Source organism: Methylobacterium sp. P5_C11, from assembly GCF_054049775.1.
On the sequence record NZ_JBFULS010000014.1, the window covers coordinates 12,560 to 34,671 of the forward strand.

Annotated in this window: 23 protein-coding genes; 12 read left to right on the top strand and 11 right to left on the bottom strand. The window is 68.6% G+C overall.

The features are described 5' to 3' along the window. The first annotated feature begins 11 nt into the window (after window positions 1–11). A complete protein-coding gene (locus ACXJKQ_RS10005) occupies window positions 12–893 on the top strand; it encodes a hypothetical protein (protein ID WP_457105609.1) in 882 nt (293 codons plus the stop codon). A gap of 418 nt (window positions 894–1,311) precedes the next feature. On the opposite strand, the gene ACXJKQ_RS10010 is transcribed toward ACXJKQ_RS10005, so the two are convergent. Continuing rightward, the gene (locus ACXJKQ_RS10010; protein ID WP_457105682.1) at window positions 1,312–1,704 is read right to left on the bottom strand and encodes a DUF2267 domain-containing protein; all 393 of its coding nucleotides are present in this window, start codon (window positions 1,702–1,704) and stop codon (window positions 1,312–1,314) included. 324 nt (window positions 1,705–2,028) lie between these two features. Here ACXJKQ_RS10010 and ACXJKQ_RS10015 point away from each other — a divergent pair, with 324 nt between their 5' ends. The 6 genes from ACXJKQ_RS10015 (at window position 2,029) to ACXJKQ_RS10040 (ending at window position 9,214) form a co-directional block, all read left to right on the top strand. Further along, a complete protein-coding gene (locus ACXJKQ_RS10015; RefSeq protein WP_457105610.1) occupies window positions 2,029–2,772 on the top strand; it encodes a (Fe-S)-binding protein in 744 nt (247 codons plus the stop codon). Further along, window positions 2,769–4,340, top strand: coding sequence for a lactate utilization protein B (locus ACXJKQ_RS10020; protein WP_457105611.1), 1,572 nt, complete (start codon window positions 2,769–2,771; stop codon window positions 4,338–4,340). Before ACXJKQ_RS10015 ends, ACXJKQ_RS10020 begins: the two co-directional genes overlap by 4 nt. Next, on the top strand, window positions 4,337–4,930 hold the full coding sequence (locus ACXJKQ_RS10025) for a LutC/YkgG family protein (RefSeq protein WP_457105612.1): 594 nt from the start codon (window positions 4,337–4,339) through the stop codon (window positions 4,928–4,930). Before ACXJKQ_RS10020 ends, ACXJKQ_RS10025 begins: the two co-directional genes overlap by 4 nt. 70 nt (window positions 4,931–5,000) lie before the next feature. Then, window positions 5,001–5,861, top strand: a complete 861-nt coding sequence (locus ACXJKQ_RS10030; RefSeq protein ID WP_457105613.1) for a transglutaminase-like domain-containing protein — start codon at window positions 5,001–5,003, stop codon at window positions 5,859–5,861. A 733-nt stretch (window positions 5,862–6,594) separates the two neighbouring features. Continuing rightward, window positions 6,595–8,325: a dihydroxy-acid dehydratase gene (gene ilvD / locus ACXJKQ_RS10035; protein WP_457105614.1), complete on the top strand. Its 1,731-nt coding sequence runs from the start codon at window positions 6,595–6,597 to the stop codon at window positions 8,323–8,325. Continuing rightward, complete coding sequence (locus tag ACXJKQ_RS10040) at window positions 8,312–9,214, top strand: tetratricopeptide repeat protein (RefSeq protein WP_457105615.1); 903 nt, start codon at window positions 8,312–8,314, stop codon at window positions 9,212–9,214. Before ilvD ends, ACXJKQ_RS10040 begins: the two co-directional genes overlap by 14 nt. Before the next feature lie 124 nt (window positions 9,215–9,338). Here ACXJKQ_RS10040 and ACXJKQ_RS10045 read toward each other — a convergent pair whose 3' ends face one another. Next, window positions 9,339–9,962, bottom strand: a complete 624-nt coding sequence (locus ACXJKQ_RS10045) for a glutathione S-transferase family protein (protein WP_457105616.1) — start codon at window positions 9,960–9,962, stop codon at window positions 9,339–9,341. Between the two features lie 71 nt (window positions 9,963–10,033). Then, window positions 10,034–10,828, bottom strand: a complete 795-nt coding sequence (gene xth / locus ACXJKQ_RS10050) for an exodeoxyribonuclease III (RefSeq protein WP_457105617.1) — start codon at window positions 10,826–10,828, stop codon at window positions 10,034–10,036. A gap of 95 nt (window positions 10,829–10,923) precedes the next feature. On the opposite strand from xth, the gene ACXJKQ_RS10055 reads away from it, so the two are divergent. After that, window positions 10,924–11,610, top strand: coding sequence for a ceramidase domain-containing protein (locus ACXJKQ_RS10055; protein WP_457105618.1), 687 nt, complete (start codon window positions 10,924–10,926; stop codon window positions 11,608–11,610). A gap of 155 nt (window positions 11,611–11,765) precedes the next feature. Further along, complete coding sequence (locus ACXJKQ_RS10060; RefSeq protein ID WP_457105619.1) at window positions 11,766–12,806, top strand: hypothetical protein; 1,041 nt, start codon at window positions 11,766–11,768, stop codon at window positions 12,804–12,806. A gap of 9 nt (window positions 12,807–12,815) precedes the next feature. On the opposite strand, the gene tgt is transcribed toward ACXJKQ_RS10060, so the two are convergent. Further along, window positions 12,816–13,949: a tRNA guanosine(34) transglycosylase Tgt gene (gene tgt, locus ACXJKQ_RS10065; RefSeq protein ID WP_457105620.1), complete on the bottom strand. Its 1,134-nt coding sequence runs from the start codon at window positions 13,947–13,949 to the stop codon at window positions 12,816–12,818. After that, window positions 13,946–15,010 carry a tRNA preQ1(34) S-adenosylmethionine ribosyltransferase-isomerase QueA gene (gene queA / locus ACXJKQ_RS10070; protein WP_457105621.1) on the bottom strand — a complete coding sequence of 355 codons (1,065 nt, stop codon included), beginning with the start codon at window positions 15,008–15,010 and terminating at the stop codon, window positions 13,946–13,948. Before queA ends, tgt begins: the two co-directional genes overlap by 4 nt. A gap of 98 nt (window positions 15,011–15,108) precedes the next feature. Here queA and ACXJKQ_RS10075 point away from each other — a divergent pair, with 98 nt between their 5' ends. The 3 genes from ACXJKQ_RS10075 (at window position 15,109) to ACXJKQ_RS10085 (ending at window position 16,566) form a co-directional block, all read left to right on the top strand. Beyond that, a complete protein-coding gene (locus ACXJKQ_RS10075) occupies window positions 15,109–15,366 on the top strand; it encodes a hypothetical protein (protein WP_457105622.1) in 258 nt (85 codons plus the stop codon). Then, window positions 15,363–15,581: a hypothetical protein gene (locus ACXJKQ_RS10080; protein WP_457105623.1), complete on the top strand. Its 219-nt coding sequence runs from the start codon at window positions 15,363–15,365 to the stop codon at window positions 15,579–15,581. Before ACXJKQ_RS10075 ends, ACXJKQ_RS10080 begins: the two co-directional genes overlap by 4 nt. Before the next feature lie 97 nt (window positions 15,582–15,678). Next, window positions 15,679–16,566: a cation diffusion facilitator family transporter gene (locus ACXJKQ_RS10085; RefSeq protein ID WP_457105624.1), complete on the top strand. Its 888-nt coding sequence runs from the start codon at window positions 15,679–15,681 to the stop codon at window positions 16,564–16,566. 8 nt (window positions 16,567–16,574) lie between these two features. Here the strand turns inward: ACXJKQ_RS10085 and ACXJKQ_RS10090 are convergent, their stop codons facing one another. The 6 genes from ACXJKQ_RS10090 to ACXJKQ_RS10115 form a co-directional block, all read right to left on the bottom strand. Beyond that, window positions 16,575–17,831 (bottom strand): SfnB family sulfur acquisition oxidoreductase, encoded by a 1,257-nt coding sequence (locus ACXJKQ_RS10090; RefSeq protein ID WP_457105625.1) that lies wholly within the window; start codon window positions 17,829–17,831, stop codon window positions 16,575–16,577. A 44-nt stretch (window positions 17,832–17,875) separates the two neighbouring features. After that, window positions 17,876–18,988, bottom strand: coding sequence for a dimethylsulfone monooxygenase SfnG (gene sfnG, locus ACXJKQ_RS10095; protein WP_457105626.1), 1,113 nt, complete (start codon window positions 18,986–18,988; stop codon window positions 17,876–17,878). Between the two features lie 212 nt (window positions 18,989–19,200). Continuing rightward, window positions 19,201–19,965, bottom strand: coding sequence for an SURF1 family protein (locus ACXJKQ_RS10100; RefSeq protein WP_457105627.1), 765 nt, complete (start codon window positions 19,963–19,965; stop codon window positions 19,201–19,203). After that, window positions 19,962–20,336, bottom strand: a complete 375-nt coding sequence (locus ACXJKQ_RS10105) for a DUF983 domain-containing protein (protein ID WP_457105628.1) — start codon at window positions 20,334–20,336, stop codon at window positions 19,962–19,964. Before ACXJKQ_RS10105 ends, ACXJKQ_RS10100 begins: the two co-directional genes overlap by 4 nt. A gap of 152 nt (window positions 20,337–20,488) precedes the next feature. After that, a complete protein-coding gene (locus ACXJKQ_RS10110; RefSeq protein WP_457105629.1) occupies window positions 20,489–21,349 on the bottom strand; it encodes a cytochrome c oxidase subunit 3 in 861 nt (286 codons plus the stop codon). 147 nt (window positions 21,350–21,496) lie between these two features. Further along, the gene (locus ACXJKQ_RS10115; protein WP_457105630.1) at window positions 21,497–22,108 is read right to left on the bottom strand and encodes a cytochrome c oxidase assembly protein; all 612 of its coding nucleotides are present in this window, start codon (window positions 22,106–22,108) and stop codon (window positions 21,497–21,499) included. Window positions 22,109–22,112: the final 4 nt, after the last annotated feature.

Here is a 22,112-nt window from a genome sequence, read left to right on the forward strand (position 1 = left end):
AGTTCGGGGCGATGACGAAGATCGAGGCCATGCCAGCGGTGTCGCCGGCCGACCTGCTCAAGGCTGTCGTGACCGGTAAGGAGGCGCCGGCAGCGGCCGTGGGCGAAGCCACGGTGGCGCCCGCCGCCGGGCTCACCGCGTTCTCGGCTTTGCGGACCATCGATCCGAAGCGTCTCGCGCTTCCGGGTGCGGCGCTGGCGATCGGCGCTCTCCTGGGCGGGGGCATGATCGCTCTGGCCCGCCCCGCATCCGTCCAATCCGACGCGATCGCGGCGCTCGGCACGACCCTCGATGCCGGCCGGACCGAGACTGCGCGGCTCGCGAGCGACATCGCACAGCTTCACACCGTGCTGGCCGATCTGCGCGCCTCCACGGATGCCGCGCGGAAGGAGGCTGCGACGCGGAGCAGCGCCCTCGGCGAACGCATCGCTCAGGTGGACAAAAATCTAGGCTCTAAGAGCGCCGCCCTCGGCGAGCGTCTCGAGCAGGTCGAGCGCGAGCACAACACCCGGCTCGCCGGCCTCGCCGCCCAGCTCGACCGGCGGACGGCGGCGGCGCCGACCGTCACCAAGGCGGAACCGACGCAGACGGGAAGTCTCGCCGAGCCCCCCCGCAACGTCGAAACGAAGCCGGAGGTGAAGGTCGCGGACGCCAAGGTCGCCGACCAGAAGGTGAAGCCGGCAGCGACCGACAAGCCGCCCGTCATCGACGGCTGGGCGTTGCGCGACGTGTACGAAGGAACCGCGATCCTCGAAAACCGCCGTCGCCGCCTGGTCGAGGTCTCGCCGGGGGACATTCTGCCGGGTGTCGGTCGCGTCGAAGGTGTCGAGCGGCACGGTCGGGAATGGGTGGTGGTGACACGCCAAGGCTTGGTCACGCCACAACCCTGGTAGGGCGGCCGAACAGCCGGCTGCGCGTCAGCGGCCTGGGCAGGCGGTCGGAGCCAGCTCGCCGGGAGCGATCGGGAAGCGAGGCTCGATTGTCATCGGATCAGCGAGGGCGGAGGCGCGCTCGGCCCGCAGCCGTCCGTGCCTCAGAGCTCGGGTTTGTGCCGCCCGAGTGGGATGCAGGATCGCCGCGAGCAGAGCCTGCCCTTCGAACTCGCTGTCCAGATTCTTTGCTTCGAAGACGGGCATGGCCGGCCTGCATGAGTGCGGACGCGGACACTGCCAAAGGCGTCGATCCGGACCGCATCCCGAATAACGGGGATGGCGTGGACAGGTTCCGTCAAGCTTTCGCTCCGAAACCACTTTTTTACGTTCGTCCAGGCGCATCCCGAATGCAGTGCGGCGACGCACATCGATTGTCTGGTCAGACGAACTGGTTGAGGCCGGGGATCGAGCCGATGATCGGACCCATCGCGTCCTCGCCCACCTTCTCGCGGCCGAAGGCAAACAGCTCCTGGCCGAGCGGCTGCATCTGACCCATCGGCACGCCGGCGGACATCAGCTTCTGCCCGAGGGCCATGACGCCGCCGCCGCCCATCATTCCGCCGAGCATGCCCATTAGGCCGCCGCCCCCGCCCTCGCCGGCATTCGATTCGGCGATGAGCGACTCGGAGCCCGGCAGCGCGGCCAGCAATTGGCCGACCTCGTCCTCGGGTCCTTCCTTCTGCAGGAAGGCCAGGATGTGCCCGATGGCGCTCTGAGCGGTCGCAGTGTCGAGCCCGGTGCGAGCGGTGACGCGGGCGAGCAGTTCGTCCATGGCGATAATCTCTTCGGAACGTTTCGAGACGTCCTTCGACTCTGAGGCCGCGGAAATCAAGCGCCCGACCAGACTCCCCGGAAAAACTTCCCGTGTCGCCGATTCCAGTGCCTGACGGGGGGGCACGGCTGCAGCGCTATCGTCACCGAAATGCTCGTCGCCGGACAGGCCGGCGGGCGACGCAAACTCGAATTGTTGTCCCGCGCTGTCACACGGTGACGCAGCGTGCGACCTCGCCAAGCCGTGCCCCTTCCGATAGAGCCTTCTGTCAGTCTCGAACCGTTCCAGACCGCCGGGGCGGGCGATCCAGGGAGTTGTCGGACCATGCGGGTCGGCCTGTTCGTGCCGTGCTACGTCGATGCCTTCGAGCCCGAGGTTGGGATCGCCACCCTCGAATTGCTTGAGCGGCTGGGCTGCACGGTAGAGTATCCGTTCGATCAGACCTGCTGCGGCCAACCGATGACCAACACCGGTTGCCACGCTGAGGCGGCAGCGACCGAGGCCCTGTTCGTCAAGAATTTCTCCGGCTTCGACTACGTCGTCGCGCCATCGGGATCCTGCGTGCATCAGGTGCGCGAGCACCTGACCGCGATCCCGCAGACCGACGCGGTGCGCCACGTCCGTGCCAGCACCTACGAGCTTGTCGAGTTCCTCCACGACGTCCTGAAGGTCGAGGCGTTGCCCTGGGCGAATTTTCCTCACAAGGTCGCCTACCACACGAACTGCAACGCCCTGCGCGGCATCCATCACGCGCGACCGTCGGAGCTGGTGAAGCCGTACTTCTCCAAGCCCCTCGACCTCCTGCGCCTGGTGAACGGGGTCGAACTCGTCGATCTGGCCCGTCCGGACGAGTGCTGCGGCTTCGGCGGCACGTTTTCGGTGTTCGAGCCGGCGGTCTCGGCCAAGATGGGCTACGACAAGGTCGCCGATCAGAACCGGGCCGGTGCCGCATACGTCGTCTCGGCGGATTCCTCGTGCCTGATGCACCAGAAAGGCTGCGCCGAACGCCTGGGCCTGCCGCTGAAGTACATCCACATCGCGCAGGTGCTGAACGGAGCCACGGCATGAGCGTCGAGGATCTCAATCCACGCGAGGCCGAGGGCGTCATCCATCCCGAGGTGCGTGCCCGCGACGACGAGAGCGCGCGGGCGCCGGACGGCCGGCGTCTCCAGCACGCCGAGGCCGCATCGAAGCCGATCCGCGCGCCGCAGATCCGCGAGCCCCAGCCTCGCGGGGCGAAGGTCCGTGGCGACCGGCCGATCGATCAAGCGGAGGCCGCCGAGCGGTTCCTCGCCGCGCCGCTGCATCAGGCGGCCCACGACGAGCGCCTGTGGGACCTGCGCAAGAAGCGCGACGCCTCGGCCCACGGCATCCCCGAATGGGAGGAGCTGCGGGACCTCGCCTCGCAGATCAAGACGCACACCCTCAGCCACCTCGATCAGTACCTCGAACAGTTCGAGGCTGCCGCGAAGGCGAACGGCGTGCACGTCCACTGGGCGAAGGATGGCGCCGATCACAACCGGATCGTCCTCGAGATCCTGCGGAGCCACGGCGCCAGGACGCTGGTGAAGTCGAAATCGATGCTCACCGAGGAGTGCGGCTTTCGCCATCACATGGCGGCCAACGGCATCGAGGTGATCGAGACCGACCTCGGCGAGCGGATCCAGCAGCTCGACAACGAGGAGCCGAGCCACGTCGTCGCCCCGGCGGTCCACAAGACGCGCATGGACGTGGCCGAGGTCTTCGCCAAGACTCTCGGCACCGACCCCGACAACGACGATGCCCATTACCTCGCCGAGAGCCAGCGCGAGACGACCCGGCCCTACATCCTGCAGGCGGATGCCGGGATGACCGGCTGCAACTTCGCCATCGCCGAGACCGGCGCGGTGGTCACCTGCACCAACGAGGGCAACGCCGATCTCTCCGGCAACGTCCCGCCGCTGCAGATCCACTCGATCGGCATCGAGAAGATCATCCCGAGGACCGAACATCTCGGCATCTTCATCCGCCTGCTCTCGCGCTCGGCGCTGGGCTCGCCGATCACGCAGTACACCTCGCATTTCCGCGGACCCCGCACGGGCACCGAGATGCACATGGTGCTGGTCGACAACGGCCGCTCGGAGCGGCTGGGCATGGAGGAGTTCTGGACCTCCCTGAAGTGCATCCGCTGCGGCGCCTGCATGAACACCTGCCCGGTCTACCGTCGCTCGGGCGGCCTCTCGTACGGGGCGACCTATTCGGGGCCGATCGGGCTGATCATCGATCCGACCTTCAACAAGCGGAAATACTCGACGCTTCCGTTTTCCTCTACGATGAATGGCTCCTGCACCAACGTCTGCCCAGTGAAGATCAACATTCACGAGCAGATCTTCGCGTGGCGGAAGGTGCTGGTCGAGGAGCACCAGATCCCGGCGCTCAAGCAGGGCATGATGAAGGCGGCAGGCGCCGTGCTGTCGCGGCCGGCCGCCTACCGGGCGGCGATCGGTGCGGCGGATTCCGCCCTCAAGGTCCTGCCGCGCTTCGCGGTCTACAATCCGCTCAACACCTGGGGGAAGAAGCGCGAGATGCCGGAGGCGCCGCGCCAGACCTTCCACGCCTGGTACAAGCAGAACCGCATGAAGGACACGGGTCGATGAGCGCCCGCGACGGGATCCTGGCCGACATCCGCAGGAACCGCCCGGCGGGTGACTACCCGCTGCCGGAGCTGCCGCTGTTCGCTCCGCTCGTCGGCGACGACCTGGTGGCCGAGTTCGGCGAGCGGCTGAAGCGGATGGGCGGCCGGGTCGCGGAGCCCGGCACCGGCGACGTCTTCGCCGGCGTGCGCGACCGCCTCGACACCGCGAAGATCGTCGCATCCGCGGTGCCGGAACTGACCGGCAACCGCGACCTGCGGACGGTGCGCGCGCCGCAGGAGGTCGAGGACGTCGACGTGGCGGTGGTCCGTGCTGTGTTCGGCATCGCCGAGACCGGCTCGGTCCTGTTCACACAGGACCAGCTGATCGTGAACGCCGTGGCCTATCTCGCCCAGCACCTCGTCGTTTTGCTGGATCCGGCCGACATCGTGACGAACGTGCAGGCGGCCTATCGGCGGCCCGAATTCGGACGCGCGGCCTATGCCGTGCTGCACACTGGCCCGTCGGCCACCGCCGATATCGAGGGCGTCCTGATCCACGGGGCGCAGGGCGTCCGCTCGCTGACCGTCCTGATGCTGCCGCGAGCGGCCTGAGCTGGAACAGGCGATCGGGCGCGGCCCTTGCTTGAGTTGCCGATAGGCCGCCATCCGGCAAGGAGATCCGATGCGCTATACTCTGGGTTGTAGTCTGTCCTACAACATCCTCTCCGACACGACCTTCATCTTCAACCTCGAAGTGGCGAAGCTGAAGAGCATCGAGATCCTCAGCGAGACCCTGGTTCTGACGCCGAATCTGAAGCGCGACATCTACGTCGCGCCCGATCAGCGCAACCGGTACCTGGGCGTCAACGTGCCCACCGGCCCGTTCGCTCTGGAATACAACGCGGAGGTTGACCTCACAGTGCACCGGGCCGACCCGGCGACCATCAGCGAGACGCCTGTCGGGCAGCTGCCCCTCGACATCCTGCCGTTCCTGCTTCCGAGCCGCTTCGTGTCCTCGGACAGGCTCACGCCCTTCGCACAGGCCGAATTCGGAGCTCTTCCGAAGGGGCATGCCCGCGTGAACCAGATCTGCAACTGGATCCACGATCACATCGCCTATCAGCCCGGAACCAGCGACGGCGAGACGACGGCGCACGAGTCGCTGCTGAAGCGGGCCGGCGTATGCCGCGACTTCGCGCATATCGGGGCCGCCTTCTGCCGAGCGCTCGGCATCCCGGCCCGTTTCGTCAGCTGTTACGCCCACGGGCTCGTCCCGAGCGATTTCCACGCGGTCTTCGAGGCCTATCTCGACGGCCGCTGGTGGCTGTTCGACGCAACCCGGCAGGCCGATCTGGACGGTCTCGTGCGGATCGGCGTCGGCCGCGACGCCGCCGAGATCGCCTTCTCGACGCCCTTCGGCAACATGCAGCCGGTCAACCAGCAGGTCCGGATCCAACGCTCCGACGGGCAGGGCAGCCCGATGCCGCGCACGGTGGACGCCATCTCGACCGAGATACCGGCGCCCCATGCCGGGGCCGCCTGAGCGCGCAATCCGCACGGGATCACGCCCTCCTGTCATCCGGTGATCCTGTCATGAGGTACGCGTCGGTCCGCCGTCGAACCGGGCGGCCATGGTGTTGCCGACCGTATATCCGCGCGGGCCGCTGCCGCGCCCGTCCGTAATCCGGCGCGATCGCGGCCTGCCGGCCTAGCTTGATCACGGCGCCGCCTGGGTAGGGTGAGCGCGAACCACATCCCGATCGCGGAGAGCCTCGACCTTGAGACGGTCGGGACCCGCGCTGTTGGATCCTTCACCAACTAAAACGTCGTTCCGCGGGCGCTCGACGCGAAGCGCGCAAGTCGCGCTCCGAATAGAACCCCTCTGAATTGCTTCACATGACCGGGACACATCGGAAAAGAGCCGAGCCAAGCGCGGTGACACGTCGCGACCTGATCAAGCATCCGACGGCTCCGACGAGATTGTCCTTCGTCGCGTTCCCGCGTGCGAAATGGCCTCAAGCGTGGCTGTGGCGGGGTCGCAACACCGTAAAACGATCCCGGCTTGGCCCCGAGACCTGCCCGTAAACGCCGCGATCCCGCCATAGTCCGGGCTCACCTCAACATCCGCGGTAAACGGCAATTTCGACAACGATTTACCGTTTAGAAACGAGGACTTCCCGAGCACGCGGACGGATCACCCGGCGCTTCGCGAACGGCGACGCGCTGCGGTCCAACGCACCCTCGGGATCGGCTGTGCGAAGGCTTGGTCTGGGGTCATGGTGACGCGTTTGAACGACAAGTCGAAGCTGCCGAGCCGCCACGTCACGGAGGGGCCGGACCGCGCCCCGCATCGCTCGTATCTCTACGCCATGGGTCTGACCCGCGAGCAGATCCATCAGCCGCTGGTCGGCGTCGCGTCCTGCTGGAACGAAGCCGCGCCCTGCAACATCTCGCTGATGCGCCAGGCCCAGGCGGTCAAGAAGGGCGTCGCCGCGGCCCACGGCACGCCGCGCGAGTTCTGCACCATCACGGTCACGGACGGCATCGCCATGGGCCATGGCGGCATGCGCGCCTCGCTGCCGTCCCGCGAGGTCATCGCCGACTCGGTCGAGCTRACCATSCGCGGYCACGCCTAYGAYGCCCTCGTCGGGYTGGCCGGATGCGACAAGTCSCTRCCSGGSATGATGATGGCGATGGTGCGCCTCAACGTKCCSTCGATCTTCATCTATGGCGGCTCGATCCTGCCCGGCTCGTTCCGCGGCAAGCCGGTCACCGTGCAGGACCTGTTCGAGGCGGTGGGCAAGGTCGCGGTCGGCGACATGAGCCTGGAGGATCTCGACGAGCTGGAGCAGGTCGCCTGCCCGTCGGCGGGCGCCTGCGGCGCGCAGTTCACCGCCAACACCATGGCGACCGTCTCCGAGGCGATCGGCCTGGCGCTGCCCTATTCGGCCGGCGCCCCCGCGCCCTACGAGATCCGCGACAAGTTCTGCGCGACCGCCGGCGAGAAGGTGATGGAGCTGCTGGCCAAGCAGATCCGCCCGCGCGACATCGTCACCCGCAAGGCTCTCGAGAACGCCGCGACCGTGGTGGCCGCCTCCGGCGGTTCGACCAACGCGGCATTGCACCTGCCGGCGATCGCGCACGAGTGCGGCATCGAGTTCACGCTGTTCGACGTCGCCGAGATCTTCCGCCGCACCCCCTACATCGCCGACCTGAAGCCCGGCGGGCGCTACGTCGCCAAGGACATGTTCGAGGTCGGCGGCATCCCGCTGCTGATGAAGACGCTCCTCGACCACGGCTTCATGCACGGCGACTGCATGACGGTGACCGGTCGCACCATCGCGGAGAACATGGACCGCGTGACCTGGAATCCGGACCAGGACGTGGTCTACCCGGCCAATCGCCCGATCACCCCGACCGGCGGCGTCGTCGGCCTCAAGGGCAACCTCGCCCCCGAGGGCGCCATCGTGAAGGTCGCGGGCATACCGGCCGAGAAGCAGGTCTTCACCGGCCCGGCTCGGGTGTTCGACGGCGAGGAAGCCTGCTTCGAGGCCGTGCAGACGCGCGCCTACAAGGAGGGGGAGGTGCTCGTCATCCGCTACGAGGGTCCGCGCGGCGGCCCCGGCATGCGCGAGATGCTCTCCACCACGGCCGCCCTCTACGGCCAAGGCATGGGCGACAAGGTGGCGCTCATCACGGACGGGCGCTTCTCCGGCGCGACCCGCGGATTCTGCGTTGGCCATGTCGGCCCGGAGGCGGCTGTCGGCGGCCCGATCGGCCTGATCCGCGACGGCGACATGATCACCCTAGACGCCATCCAGGGCACGCTCAGCGTCGCCTTGTCGGATGAGGAGCTGGCCGAGCGCGGGAAGGCCTGGACGGGGCGGCCCAACACAGCGACCTCGGGCTATCTCTGGAAATACGCGCAAGGTGTCGGGCCGGCCCTGTATGGCGCCGTGACCCATCCGGGAGGTGCCAAGGAGACGCAGAGCTATGCGGACGTCTAGGACTGACCTCAGCCGGCGCAGGGCGTCGGCCGGGGCGGGTCCCGGTCGGTTCAGAGGCGGCTTCAGATGCACCGCCGCGGCCCTGACGCTCGCCCTCTGCGCCGTCCCGACGGCCGCGCCCCGGGCGCTCGACGCCAATGTCCGCACGCCGGTGCAGGTGCCGGTGGCGGACAAGAGCTATCGCTCGGCGAAGGATGCGCTCAGGGCCGGCGTGCGTGAGTACAATGCCGGCGACAAGCAGGGTGCGGCCCGTGCCCTCGAGTACGCGGCCGGCCAGGGCCACGCCCTGGCCTTGTGGAAGCTCGGCCGGATGTATGCCGAGGGCGACGGCGTGCCCCACGACGACCTGAAGGCCTTCGAGTTCTTCTCCCGGATCGCGGATGCCAGCGCCGACGACGGGCCTGATCCGCAGAATTCCGCGGTTCTCGGCAGTGCCTTCACGGCGCTGGGCACCTACTTTCTGGAGGGGATCAAGGGCACTTATGTTCGCCCGAATCCCGAGCGTGCCTACGATATGTTCAACTACGCGGCGTCGTACTATGGCGACCCGAACGCGCAGTACAATCTGGCCCGGCTCTACCTCGACGGCACCGGCGTCGAGGCTGATCCGCGGCAGGCGGCACGCTGGTTCAACTTGGCGGCCGAGAAGGGCCACCATCCGGCCCAGGCCCTGCTCGGCGACATGCTGGTCAACGGCCTTGGCGGCATTCCGGTCCAGCGCGTGAGAGGGCTGATGTGGCTCTCCCTCGCGCGGGAGGGGGTGGAGAGCCGCAAGGACGACTGGATCGTCGCGCTGTACGACAAGAACTGGGCCGCCGCGAACGAGGATGACCGCGCCGAAGCCCAGACGCAGCTTCAGACGGTGGGCTCCATCCGGCGGCGGCGCTGATCGCCGCCGGATGAAGCCGGCCCTGATCGCGGCCCGGTCGTGATCGACTTTCGACCCATGTCCTGACGGCTCGCGTTCGCCGAACCGTCAGCCACATCTGCGGCGAGCGTCCATGCGCGGGGGATCAGCCCTTCCTGGCGTCCATGGCGGCCTTGAAGGACGACCGCGCTAGCGTCTCGGCGACGTAAGCCGCGAGCTTCGGCCAGCGATCGGCGTCGATCTGGGCCTTTGCCAGCTGGAAATTGTAGAACCCGGTCGCGATCGAGATGTCGGCGATGCTGAAGGCGTCGCCCACGAGGTACGGACCCGAGATCTGTCCTTCCAGATAGTCGAAGATCGGCGGCAGATCCTTGTCGAGCGCCTTGGTCACCGCACCCTCATCGGTGGGCTGCTTCATCATGTTAGGCTTCAGCACGCGCTCCACGAAGGGCACGATCAGCTTGCCGAAAAGTTCGGTATCGCCAAACTTGTCGAACCAGACGGCGCGGCCGAGGTCCTTCGGATCGACCGGTGCGAGAGCCGGGGACGGATGTTTGCGCTCGATGTACCAGAGGATCGCCGACGAGTCGGCGAGCCGGAAACCGTCATCCTCGATGGCCGGGATCTTTCCAAGCGGGCTGGCCGCCTGGAAATCCGGATCCGGAGCGTGGAACATGACGGGCCTGTGCTCGTAGGCGACGCCCTTCTCGGCGAGGGAGACCAGGACTTTGCGGACGTAAGGCGAGTAGCCGGTGCCGTAGACGATCAAGCGTGACTCCTGTGTTCGGCGGTGCGGCGGCATACGATCCGCCGGTGCCGCCCTCTACATAGGGCTGTCCGTCACGCTGCCGAAAGCTCCGCCGTCACCGGCACGTGGTCCGAGGGCTTCTCCAGGCCGCGCAGGTGTTTCTGCACCGAGGCCGAGACCAGCCGGTCGGCGGCCTGCGGCGAGAGCAGCAGGTGATCGATGCGGATGCCGAAGTTCCGCTGCCAGCAGCCGGCCTGGTAGTCCCAGAAGGTGAAGAGCCCGTCACGCGGGTCGCAGGCACGCAGACCGTCGGTGTAGCCTTCGGCGAGCAGCGCCCGGAATGCGGCCCGGCTCTGCGGCAGGAACAGCGCATCCGTACGCCACGCTTCCGGATCGGCCGCGTCGGCGGGCTCCGGGATGACGTTGTAGTCGCCGGCCAGCACCACGGGGATCTCGTCCTGCATGAGGGCGCGGGCGTGCAGTCGAAGCCGTTCCAGGAAGGCCAGCTTGTAGGGGTATTTCGGGCTGTCCACCGGGTTGCCGTTGGGCAGGTAGATCGAGGCGACCCGCACGGGCTTCGAGTCCGAACCGGAGATCAGCGCCTCGATGTAGCGGGCCTGCTCGTCGTCGCCATCGCCGGGCAGACCGCGCCGGACCTCGCTCACCGCCAGGGGGGCGCGGACCAGCAGGGCCACGCCGTTATAGGCCTTCTGGCCCAGGGTCTCGACGGCGTAGCCTGCGCCCTCGACCTCGGCGCGGGGGAACGCCTCGTCCTGGCATTTCAACTCCTGAAGGCAGACCACATCGGGTTTCGCCTCCTCGAGGAAACCGAGCAGGTGCGGCAGCCGCTGCTTGATCGAATTGACGTTCCAGGTCGTGATCCGCATCGCTTCGCTTCCGGTCGCCGCCGCGCCGTCATCCGCGCTTCGCCGCGCGCTGACAAGGCCATCCCGGCGCAAGGACGGGGATCTAGGGTCCGCCGATGGATTGGTTCGAGCCGGTGAGCGCCTATTGCGAGCGGGGTGGCCCTCAATTCTGGGCCGAGCCGGCCAATGCCCTGTCGAACGTGGCCTTCCTCCTGGCCGCCGCGGCGGCGGCGCGCCGCGCAGCTACGGCTACCCCGACCGACCGGTCCTGCCTCGGCCTCTCCGCGCTGATCGCGGTCGTGGGCGTGGGCTCGTTCCTGTTCCACACCCTGGCGGTCTACGGGGCGATGCTCGCCGACGTGATCCCCATCGCGCTGTTCATCTACGCGTATCTCGCCCTCGCGCTGCACCGATTCCTTCGCCTCCCGCCGGTCCGTGTCGCGGCGGCGACCGGTGGCTTCGCCCTGTTCGGCTTCGCACTGACGCCGATGCTCGACGGGCTAACCGGCCTCGACGTCGCGCAGCTGACCAACGGTTCCATCGATTACCTGCCAGCTCTAGTTGCGCTGTTCGGGGTGGCGTGGGCGGCGGCGCACCGTCCCGAAGAGCGCTTCGTGGGAACGGGGCGGCGGCTTGCCGGCATCGGCATGCTCTTCCTGATGTCGCTCGCCGCGCGGACTGCCGACTGGGCGGCTTGTGCGATCCTGCCGACGGGCACGCACCCGCTCTGGCATGTGCTGAACGCGGCCGTCCTCTACGCCCTTGTGGCCACCGCGGTCCGTCACCGCCAGACGGCCGGGTGAGCCGGTCGACGCCCGTGTCTTTCCGGCCCGGGCAGGATCGGCAGCGCATCAGGGCGGAAGGGACTTGCGCGCCATCGCGGTCCGAGACGACTGCCGGCGACAGGCGCGAGGCCGCACAGCGACGCGCAGGGCGGAAGCGCGTATGGAGCCGGTGCATGGCTTCGCCCCACCCACCCTCCGTCGGACGGCCCGCAGATTGGTTCGGCTTCGCCCGCAGTTTCGTCGTCGGCGCCATCGTCACGGGCGTGGCGGCGATCGCCTTCGTCACGGCCACTGATCCCTACGGTCTGCGGGCAGCCCCCGGCCGTCCGCCGGGGCCGATCATGGACGCCAACCAGCGTCTCTCCTACCCGCAGATCGCCCGCGGCGGCCCATTCGACGCGGCCGTCTTCGGCACCTCGACCGCACGGTTACTCGACCCGCATGCGCTCGATGCCGCGTTCGGCGTCCGGTTCGCCAACCTTGCCGTCAACGCCGCGACGCCCGACGAGCAGATCCGACTGGCCGCCTTGTTCCTGGCGCATCGTCAGGTCCGCGCCGTGCTGTTCGGCCTCGATGCGACCTGGTGCGCCGCCGATCCGCCGATGCGGACGGCCAACGCCTTTCCTGAGTGGCTCTACACCGAGGGAACGCCGGGCGGTCTGCTCCGCCAGATGAACCTGCGCGCCATCACGACGGCCGTCCAGGTGGCTTTCGCGGACCTGGGCCTGGCGAGGCCGAGGATCCGCGGGGACGGCTACGCGGTGTTCACGCCGCCGGAGGAGCGCTACGACCTCGCGCGTGCCCGGGCGCACATCCGCGCGGGCACGGTCGATCCGGCCGCCGCGGACGCCCCCGAGAGCCCCATGCCGGCCCTCGACCGGCTGGACGATCTCCTCGGACGGATCCCGCCGGACGCCCTGAAGCTGGTGGCCTTCATGCCTGTCCATGCCGCGGCTCAGGGGGCGCCCGGCTCACCGGCGGCCCGTCGCGCGGAGGCCTGCAAGGCGCGCACCGCAGAGATCGGTGCGCGCCGGGGCGCCGTGGTGGTGGATTTCCGCCGGATATCGCCGCTCACGACCCAGGACGCCAACTACTGGGACGCCTTGCATTACCGGCTCCCCGTGGCGGCGCGCCTCGTGGCGGACCTGAAGGCGGCCGTATCGACCGGCCTCGACGATCCCGACGGGACCTACCGGGTTCTCACGCCTCCGTAACGCGCTGAGTCAGGCCGAGGCGCGTTCGGCCCTTGCCCAGCCCGCGCGGGTGCCGGCGCAGTAATCCGCGAAGCGGCCGTCCCGGATCGCCGCACGCGCTCCAGCCATCAGATCCTGGTAATAGGCGAGGTTGTTCCAGGTCAGCAGCATCATCCCGAGAATCTCGTTCGACCGCACGAGGTGATGCAGGTAGGCGCGGGAATAATCTCGGGCGGCCGGGCAGGTCGAGGCTTCGTCCAGGGGGGTAGTGTCCTCGGCATGGCGGGCGTTGCGCAGGTTGACGCGACCGTGACGCGTGTAGGCCAAGCCGTGGCGGCCCGCGCGGGTGGGCATCACGCAATCGAACATGTCGATGCCGCGGGCGACCGCACCCAGGATGTCGTCCGGCGTGCCGACACCCATCAGGTAGCGGGGCTTAGCCGTGGGAAGGTGCGGCTCCACGGTCTCGATCATGGCGAACATGACTGCCTGCGGCTCGCCCACCGCGAGACCCCCCACCGCGTAGCCCTTCAGGTCGAGGTCGGTCAGCGCCCGCGCGCTCTCCACCCGCAGGGCCGGGACATCGCCGCCCTGGACGATGCCGAACAGAGCCCGACCGGGCTGCTCCCCGAAGGCGACGCGGCAGCGCTCCGCCCAGCGCAGGGACAGGTGCATGGCCTTCTCGATGGCCGCGTGATCCGCCGGCAGCCGCACGCATTCGTCGAGCTGCATCTGGATGTCGGAGCCGAGCAGCCCCTGGATCTCGATGGAGCGTTCCGGACTCATGTGGTGGGCGGTGCCGTCGATATGCGAGCGGAAGGTCACGCCCTGCTCGTCGATCTTCCGGAGGGCGGACAGCGACATCACCTGGAAGCCGCCGGAATCCGTCAGGATCGGCCGGTCCCAATTCATGAACCGGTGCAGGCCGCCGAGGCGGGCCATGCGCTCCGGCCCGGGCCGCAGCATCAGGTGATAGGTGTTCCCGAGGACGACGTCGGCGCCCAGGTCGCGGACCTGGCCCGGATACATCGCCTTGACGGTCGCGGCCGTGCCCACCGGCATGAAGGCCGGGGTACGGATCTCGCCGCGCGGCGTCGCGATCAAGCCCGTCCGGGCGGTGCCGTCCTGCTTCAGCAGGCTGAAGCCGAAGGAAGTCTCGGTCATGGAAGGTCCGCGCGCGGGCTCGGGAAGAGCAGGCTGGCGTCGCCGTAGGAGTAGAACCGGTATCCGGCCTCGATCGCGTGCGCGTAGGCCGCACGCATCGTCTCCAGGCCGGAGAAGGCCGAAACCAGCATGAAGAGTGTCGAACGGGGCAGGTGGAAGTTGGTCACCAGCGCATCGACGGCGCGGAACCGGTGGCCCGGCGTGATGAAGATCTCGGTTGGCCCCGAGAACGCCGAGAGCGTCCCGTCCGGGGCGGCGGCGCTCTCCAGCAGGCGCAGGGCCGTGGTGCCCACCGCGACGACCCGGCCGCCTGCGGCCCGGGTGGCGTTCAGGGCGTCGGCCGTGGCGGCGTCGAGGATACCGACCTCCGCGTGCATGCGGTGCCCGTCGGTATCCTCGGCCTTGACCGGCAGGAATGTGCCGGCGCCGACATGGAGGGTGACGTGGTGTCGTCGCAGCCCAGCGGCATCCAGATCGGCCAACAGCGCCTCGGAGAAGTGGAGGCCGGCGGTCGGGGCTGCCACGGCTCCCGGATTGCGGGCGTAAACCGTCTGATAATCGGTGGTGTCGCGGGCGTCCGTGGCGCGCTTGCCCGCGATGTAGGGGGGCAGCGGCAGGGCTCCTTCGCGGGCGATGGCGGCGTCGAGCTCGGCGCCGCCCCGGTCGAAGGCCAGGACGATCTCGCCGGCCTCGGCCTTCTCGACCACCGTGGCGGCGAGGGACCCGAATTGCAGCGCGTCGCCGGGCGCGAGGCGTTTGGCGGGTCGCGCGAAGGCGCGCCAGCGGTCGAGGGATTCCCGCAGATGCAGCATGACCTCGGTGCGTTGGCCGGGTGCGCCGGGACGCGTGCGCACTCCGTTCAGCCGCGCGGGGATCACCCGCGTGTCGTTGAAAACCAGCGCGTCGCCGCTCCGCAGGACGTCCGGCAGGTCGCGGACGGCGCGATCAGCCAGCGGCTCACCGGGACGCACCACGAGCAGGCGCCCGGCATCGCGCGGCTCGGCCGGGCGCAGGGCGATGCTGGTCTCCGGCAGCTCGAAATCGAAGAGGTCCACGCGCATCGCCGGTTGCCTGCACTGAACCCGACGCGGTTTCAACCGCGGAACCGTCGGGGAGCACACCCGTTTTCCGCGTCACCGAGACGCCTGAGGCCCCATCGATGCCCCGGTACGCCGTTCGCCCCCGTGACGAGGCCGATCCACGCTGGCCGCTGCCCGGCACCCCCGAGATCGTGCTCAAGGCAGAGGATCCGAAGGCCGCGCGCGCAAAGTTCGAGTCCGCTTATCCGAGCCAACCCTTCGGCAGCCCCGCCGCGCCGGTTCCGAATGCCGGCGCCGGGAGTTTCCGCGGCGACGTGGACGCGCTGATCGTGGCCGAAACGGGCGAGCCGGCCGCCCGGCGGGGTGGTGAATCGTGACGGCGCCGGGCCGCCCCCGCCGGGTCACGTTGGACGGGCAGCTCCTGACCTACTGGGAGCGCGAGGCCGGGCGCCTGGAGGCCCTGGCGGCGGCGGCGCGCTTCGCCTGGCAGCGCCGCCGCTACCTGCGCAAGGCCGAAGCCGCCCGCGCCAAGGCGGAGGTGAGCCGCCGGCGCGAGGCCGCCCGCGGCCAGGATACCGCCGCGGAGACTTAGCCGCGGCTAACAGGTTTTCGATTCCGTCGAACCTTTGCCGTGGCCTTGGCCCTGACAGGTGCCGTATGGGCGCCGCGTCACCGCAACGGCGTACGTCATGGACCGCACCCAGAAAGCCGCACTTCACAGCGCGGGCATCGGACTCGCTGTCACGGCGCTGAAGTTCTACGCCGCGTGGCTCACCGGCAGCCTCGCCCTGTATTCGGATGCGCTGGAGAGCATCATCAACGTGGTCGCGGCGGTGGGCGCCTTCGTGGCCCTGCGTGTCGCCGCACGACCGGCCGACGAGGACCACCCTTACGGGCACCACAAGGCCGAGTTCTTCTCGGCGGTGATCGAGGGCGCGCTGATCATCGTGGCGGCGCTCCTGATCCTCCGCGAATCGTATTTCGGGCTGCTCGTGCCGGTCCCCCTCGACGCGCCGGCCCTCGGTCTCGCGATCAACTTCGCTGCCGGGATCATCAATGCCGCGTGGGCGGTGGCCCTCATGCGTTGGGGCCAGCAATGGCGTTCGCCCGCGCTCATCGCTGACGCGCGCCACATCTTCGCGGACGTCGTCACCTCCTGCGGCGTGCTGGCTGGCGTGGGCGCCGTGGTTCTGACGGGCTATCCGATCCTCGATCCGTTGGTGGCGGGTCTCGTCGCCCTCAACATCCTGTGGTCCGGTTTCCGGATGGTCAGGGAATCCGTCGACGGCCTCATGGACCGGGCCGCACCCCCCGAGATGGTCAGCCAGATCCGCTCGCTCATCTCACAGCACGGGGAGGGGGCATTGGAGGCCCACGACGTCCGCACCCGATCGGCCGGTCAGGCGACCTTCATCGATTTCCACCTGGTGGTGCCCGGCACCATGACGGTCGAGGCTTCCCACGCCATCTGCGATCGGCTGGAGACCGCCCTGGAGACGACGATCCAGGGCGCCGTGGTGACGATCCATGTCGAGCCTGGCGAGGAGGCCAAGGCCCGGGGGCTGCCGGTGCTGTAGGGGTGCGTTCAGCTCCAGGCGTGGAGCGGCGGATTCACGCCGTTCAACGCGTGGTTGCCGATGATCGCGTATTTCCAGCGCACCGGATCGTGCAGCGTGTGGGTACGGGCATTTCGCCAGTGACGGTCGAGGTTCTCCGCGGCCAGCGTGGAACGGGTCCCCGACAGCTCGAAGAGCTTGTTCGACGCTGCCAGTGCCACCTCGGTGGTCAGCACCTTCGCCTCGGCCACGGCGAGCTGCGCGGCCGCCACGCGCGCGGCGTCCGGCCGAGCGACGGCCGCGTCGAGGGCGAGCCCGGCGCGGTCGAGCAGCGCCTCGGCGGCGTGCTGGCGGATGGTCAGGTCGCCGATTGCATGGATCGTGTAGGGATCGTCCGCGGCCCTTTCCAGGCCGCTGTCGATCCAGGGACGGGCCTTCTCGCGAACGAAGCGGATCGTGTCGTCGAGGGCCTCGCGGCCGATCCCGGCGTCCACGGCCGCCTGGATGATCTGGAAGACGGCGCCGTCGGCGGTGGGCGCCTCGTAGCCCTTCCAGGCCGGCACCAGATGGGTCTTGGGCACGCGGACGTCCTCGATCAGCACGGTGCCGCTTGCCGTGCCGCGCTGGCCGAAGCTCGACCAGTCGTCGATCACGGTCAGGCCGGGCGCATCCCGCGCAGCGATGGCGTACCAAGCGCGCCCTTCGGCATCGAGGGCGACGATGGGAACGCTGTGCGCCAGCAGGGCACCGGTGGCGTAGAACTTCTGGCCCCGGACCACGACATGGTCGCCGTCATCGGTGAACCGTGTGTCGAAGTCCGCCGCCCGTTTGGTGCCGCGCTCCGAAAACGCGTTGCCGAACCGCGTGCCGCGCAGCACCTCCCCGAACAGCAGGTGCTTCTGCGCCTCGTTCGACACGGTCCGGATCGCTGCCAGGATTCCGAGATGGTTCTGAGCGATCTGCGCGATGGCTGGGTCGGCGGCTGCCAGGATGGCGATCACCTGGGCGAGCGTCCGGTACGAGATCTCCGGGCCGCCATAGGCCCGCGGCACATTGATCGACCACAGGCCGCTCTGGGAGAAGGCGTCGAGTTCCGCGATCGGCCGCACGGCGTGGCGGTCCCGCTCGGAAGCGCCGGCCCGGAACTCTTCCGCCAGCCGGTGGGCGACGGACAGCGCCTCGGCATCGTCTCGGATCACATGAGCGGGGGAGGGCGGCCGCGCGGGGCCGGGCACGCCCTGGGGGCGCGAGGGTTCGAGCGCGCGCGCATCGACGGCGATGGTCATGGCTCACTCCGGTCTGTCGGGATTCGGATCGCGGTAGGCGGCGGTCAAGCCGCCTCGACGCGCCGGTCGCGGGCGGCCTCAAGGGCGCGGACCCGCGGGATCACGTGCGCGCCGAAATACGCGACGTCCTCCTGGAAATGCAGGAACGCCAGCAGGGCGAGGTCCGCACCCGCATCCTTCAGCGCCACGATCCGTTCGGCGATCTGGTCAGGCGTGCCGATCAGGTTGGTCTTGAAGCCGTCGTTGTACTGGACGAGATCCTCGAAGCTCGACTTCGCCCAGTTGCCTTCCCCCTCCGGTGAGGCCTTGCCGGCATTCTTCACTTCGTGGCCGAAGGCCTTCACGGCGTCCGGGTCGGCATGGTCGATGATCTCCTGGAGGGCGGCGCGGGCCTCCTCCTCGGTGTCGCGGGCGATCACGAAGGCATTCACCCCGATGCGGGGATGGTTGCCCGTCTCGGCCGACTTCGCGCGGATGTCGTCCACCTGGGCGCGGATCGTCTCCGGCGTGCCGCCATTGGTGAAGTACCAATCGGAGACGCGGGTCGCCATGTCGCGAGCCGCCCGGGACGAGCCGCCCTGGAAGATCTCGGGTAACGGCTGCGCGGGCTTGGGCTTCAGGGTGTAGTCGCTGTAGCGATAGAAATCGCCGCGGAAGGTGAAATTGTCCTGCGTCCAGATTCCGCGCAGGCTGCGGATGAACTCCTCGGACCGGCGGTAGCGCTCGTCGTGATCGAGCCAGGGCTCTCCGATCGCGCGAAACTCCCCCGAGAACCATCCCGAGACGATGTTGACCGCGATGCGCCCCTCCGTGAGCTGCGAGATCGTGGCGATCTGCTTGGCGGCGAGCGTCGGATGCCAAGGTCCGGGCAGGAGGGCGGCGATCACCTTGAGCTTGGTCGTCGCGGCCAGGAGCGCATGGCTGATGGCAACCGATTCATGCTGGTTCTCGGCACCGTACCCTGCGGTGAACCGAATTTGCGTCAGGCCGTAATCGAATCCCGCCTCCTCGGCGATCTGGGCCAGCTTCCGATTGTAATCGGCATCCCAGCTCGTCCGCTGGGGTATCTTGCTGATCACCAAGCCCCCGGAGACGTTGGGCACCCAGTACGCGAAGCGGATAGGCTCGCGCGGTCCGTGGTCGAAATGGCTGCTCATTCGGCGTAACCTCAGTTGCGCGACGTCCAGGCGCCGCGTCGTCTTCGGATGATCGACGCGAACTGTATACACAATGCAGGACGCGATCGATCGCTCAAGAACACCGAAAGTATTCCGGGGCGACGACGCGCGGTCAAAGGAATGAGGTGCCGTTTTTCGGCCGATCCGGGCGAGACTGTTCCTTGCCGTAACGGCGAGGCCGCTGCTTTTTTCTAGGCGCCCCGGGCCGCCGATGAATCGTGCAGGCGGCGCCACGCGAAGACCGAAAACACGCCGATCAAGCAGGCGGCGAGGCCGAACCACGTGAACGCGTATTGCAGGTGGTTGTTCGGCAGGTCGACCCGCAATTGGCCGCCGCGGGGCCACGTCGTCTGTCCTGGCACCGCGTCGGCCTCGATCAGGTACGGCGCGACAACCCCGAGGCCGCGGGCCGATGCGATGCCGGCAATGTCCCGGTTGAACCATTCCCCGCGGGCGGGATCCGGCTCCGGCACGAACAGCCCGCGGGCCTCGCTCGCGCGGAGGATGCCGGTGACCGTCGTCGGTCCCTCGATGAGGCCGTCCCGCCGATCGCTCTGCCCCTTGAGTTCGGTCGGAACGAAGCCGCGGTTGATCAGCACCACGCCGCCGTCGTCCCGCTCAAGCGGGGTGAGAACGTAGTAGCCCTGCAGGGCTCGACCCGGCGTCTCGCCGGCCGCGAGGCCGTGCACCAGGGTCTCCTTGTCGTTGCGGAAGCGTCCGGAGACGCGCACGTGGCGAAACTCGTCGCGGCCGGGATCCCAGGCCTCCGGCGCCGGCGGTGCCACGGGTTCCGCCCGGCTCTGCCGGACGATGCGGGCGATGAGGTCTTCTTTCCAGGCCTTCCGCTCGAGCTGCCACGTCCCGAGGCCCAGCAGGATCGCCAGCGCGATCAGCGAGGCGAGCCCCGGCGCCAGGAGGTCGCGCCAGGCGGGCCGGGTCTGTGCAGCCGCGCTCACCGCTCGAAGCGCCCCTCTTCGGCCCGATTGCTGAACTGGAGGGCGATCAGGAGGCCCTTCAGAGGCCGGACCAGGAGCAGGCTGAGGCCGATCGACAGCGTCGCAGCGACCAGCGCATGAACCCAGATCGGCGGCTCGTAGGTGATCTCGAGCCACAGGGCGAGGCCGACGACGATCAGGCCGACGATCGACATCACGAAAAAGGCCGGCCCGTCCGCCGAGTCGAATTTCGCGTAGTCGAGGCCGCAGGCGTCGCAGGCCGGGCGCAGGGTCAGGAAGCCGCGGAACAGATGGCCCTCGCCGCAGCGCGGGCAGCGGCCGCGCAGGCCGGTGGGGATCGGAGGCGGTGGCGCGTAGGTTCGGTCGTCCACAGGCACACTCCAGGGCTGATCCGCGCAGTCCGCGGTCCTGCCGCGTCTGCTCCGTCACATCCGATATGGGGATTTCGAGGGATCGGAAACGCGAAAGGGCGGCCGAAGCCGCCCTTCACAGGTCCGCCATGCAACGGCGGGATGGATCGGCCTCAGTGCGCGGCGCCGTGGAAGACGCCCGAGCCCCACACGTAGATGGCGGCGAACAGGAACAGCCACACCACGTCGACGAAGTGCCAGTACCAAGCCGCGAACTCGAACCCGAGATGCTGGCGCGGCGTGAACTGGCCCGCGTAGGCCCGGAACAGGCACACCGCCAGGAAGATCGTGCCGATGATCACGTGGGCGCCGTGGAAGCCCGTCGCCATGAAGAAGGTCGACGAGTAGATGCTGCCCGAGAAGCCGAATTCGGCGTGGCTGTACTCGTAGGCCTGGCAGGCAGTGAACAGCACGCCGAGGATGATCGTCAGCCACAGGCCGTACTTCAGGCCCTTGCGGTCACCCTCCAGCATCGCATGGTGCGCCCAGGTCACGGTGGTGCCCGAGGTCAGCAGGATCAACGTGTTGAGGAGCGGCAGGTGCCAGGGATCGAACGCCTCGATGCCCTTCGGCGGCCAGACGCCGCCGGTGAACTCCACGCGCGACACCTGGATGGGGTCGGCGGTGTAGAGGGCGGCCTCGAAATAGGCCCAGAACCACGCGACGAAGAACATCACCTCGGAGGCGATGAACATCATCATGCCGTAGCGGTGATGCAGCTGGACGACGCGGGTGTGATCGCCCGAATTCGCCTCGTGCGCCACGTCCTTCCACCACGAGAACATCGTGTAGAGGACGCCGATCGCGCCGGCACCGAAGATGTACGGACCCGGGGACAAGGTGCCGATCTGGAGGCTCTTCATCCAGAAGACCGCACCGAACGCCATCAGGAAACCCGAGAAGGCGCCGATGAGCGGCCATGGGCTCGGGTTCAGGATGTGAAAGTCGTGATTCTTGGCGTGCGCCTCGGCCATCGTCCCGTTGCTCCTCACCCTCGCGCCCTGCGCCGTTACCGGCGTCCGGCCTTACGCTGCTTACTCTTGACCGGGCACGGTCTGCACCACGCCCAAGCTTGTCGGCACGTGTAGGCGGTGCGGGGCCGTGTTGTCACGGTCCCGCGATCAGAAATCGCCCTTCGTGCCCGGTGAACCGGAATTCGCCACCGCCGCGGTGACCGGCTGCCCGTTCTTCGCGGCGAAGTAGGTGTACGACAGCGTCATCTCCGAGAGATGCGCGGTGTTGGAATCATCCCGCACGGCCGGGTCGACATAGAACACCACCGGCACGTCGAGCGTCTCGCCCGGCTGCAGCGTCTGCTCGTTGAAGCAGAAGCAGGCGACCTTGACGAAGTAGCCGCCCATCAGTCCCGGCTGAACGTTGAAGGTCGCGACACCCGTGGACGGCTTGGTGCCGGTGTTCTGCACCCGGAAGAAGACCGTCTTGGTCTCGCCGAGCTTTGCCTCGACGCGATTGGCCTCCGGGGCAAACTTCCAGGGCAGGCCCGGCGCGACGTTCGTGTCGAAATGCACGATCATGCTGTCGTCGGACCGCGTAGCGACGGCAGCGAGGGCCGGTCCCTGACGGGGCGTCCCGTCGTACCCGGTCGCCTTGCAGAACGCGTCGTAGAGCGGCACAGATGCGAAGGCGAGGCCGACCATGCCGACGGCGAGGCCGGCGCAGGCGAGCGCGGTGCGCGTCGCCCCGCGGTTCGGGTTCGGGCGGGGAGCTGTCATCGCG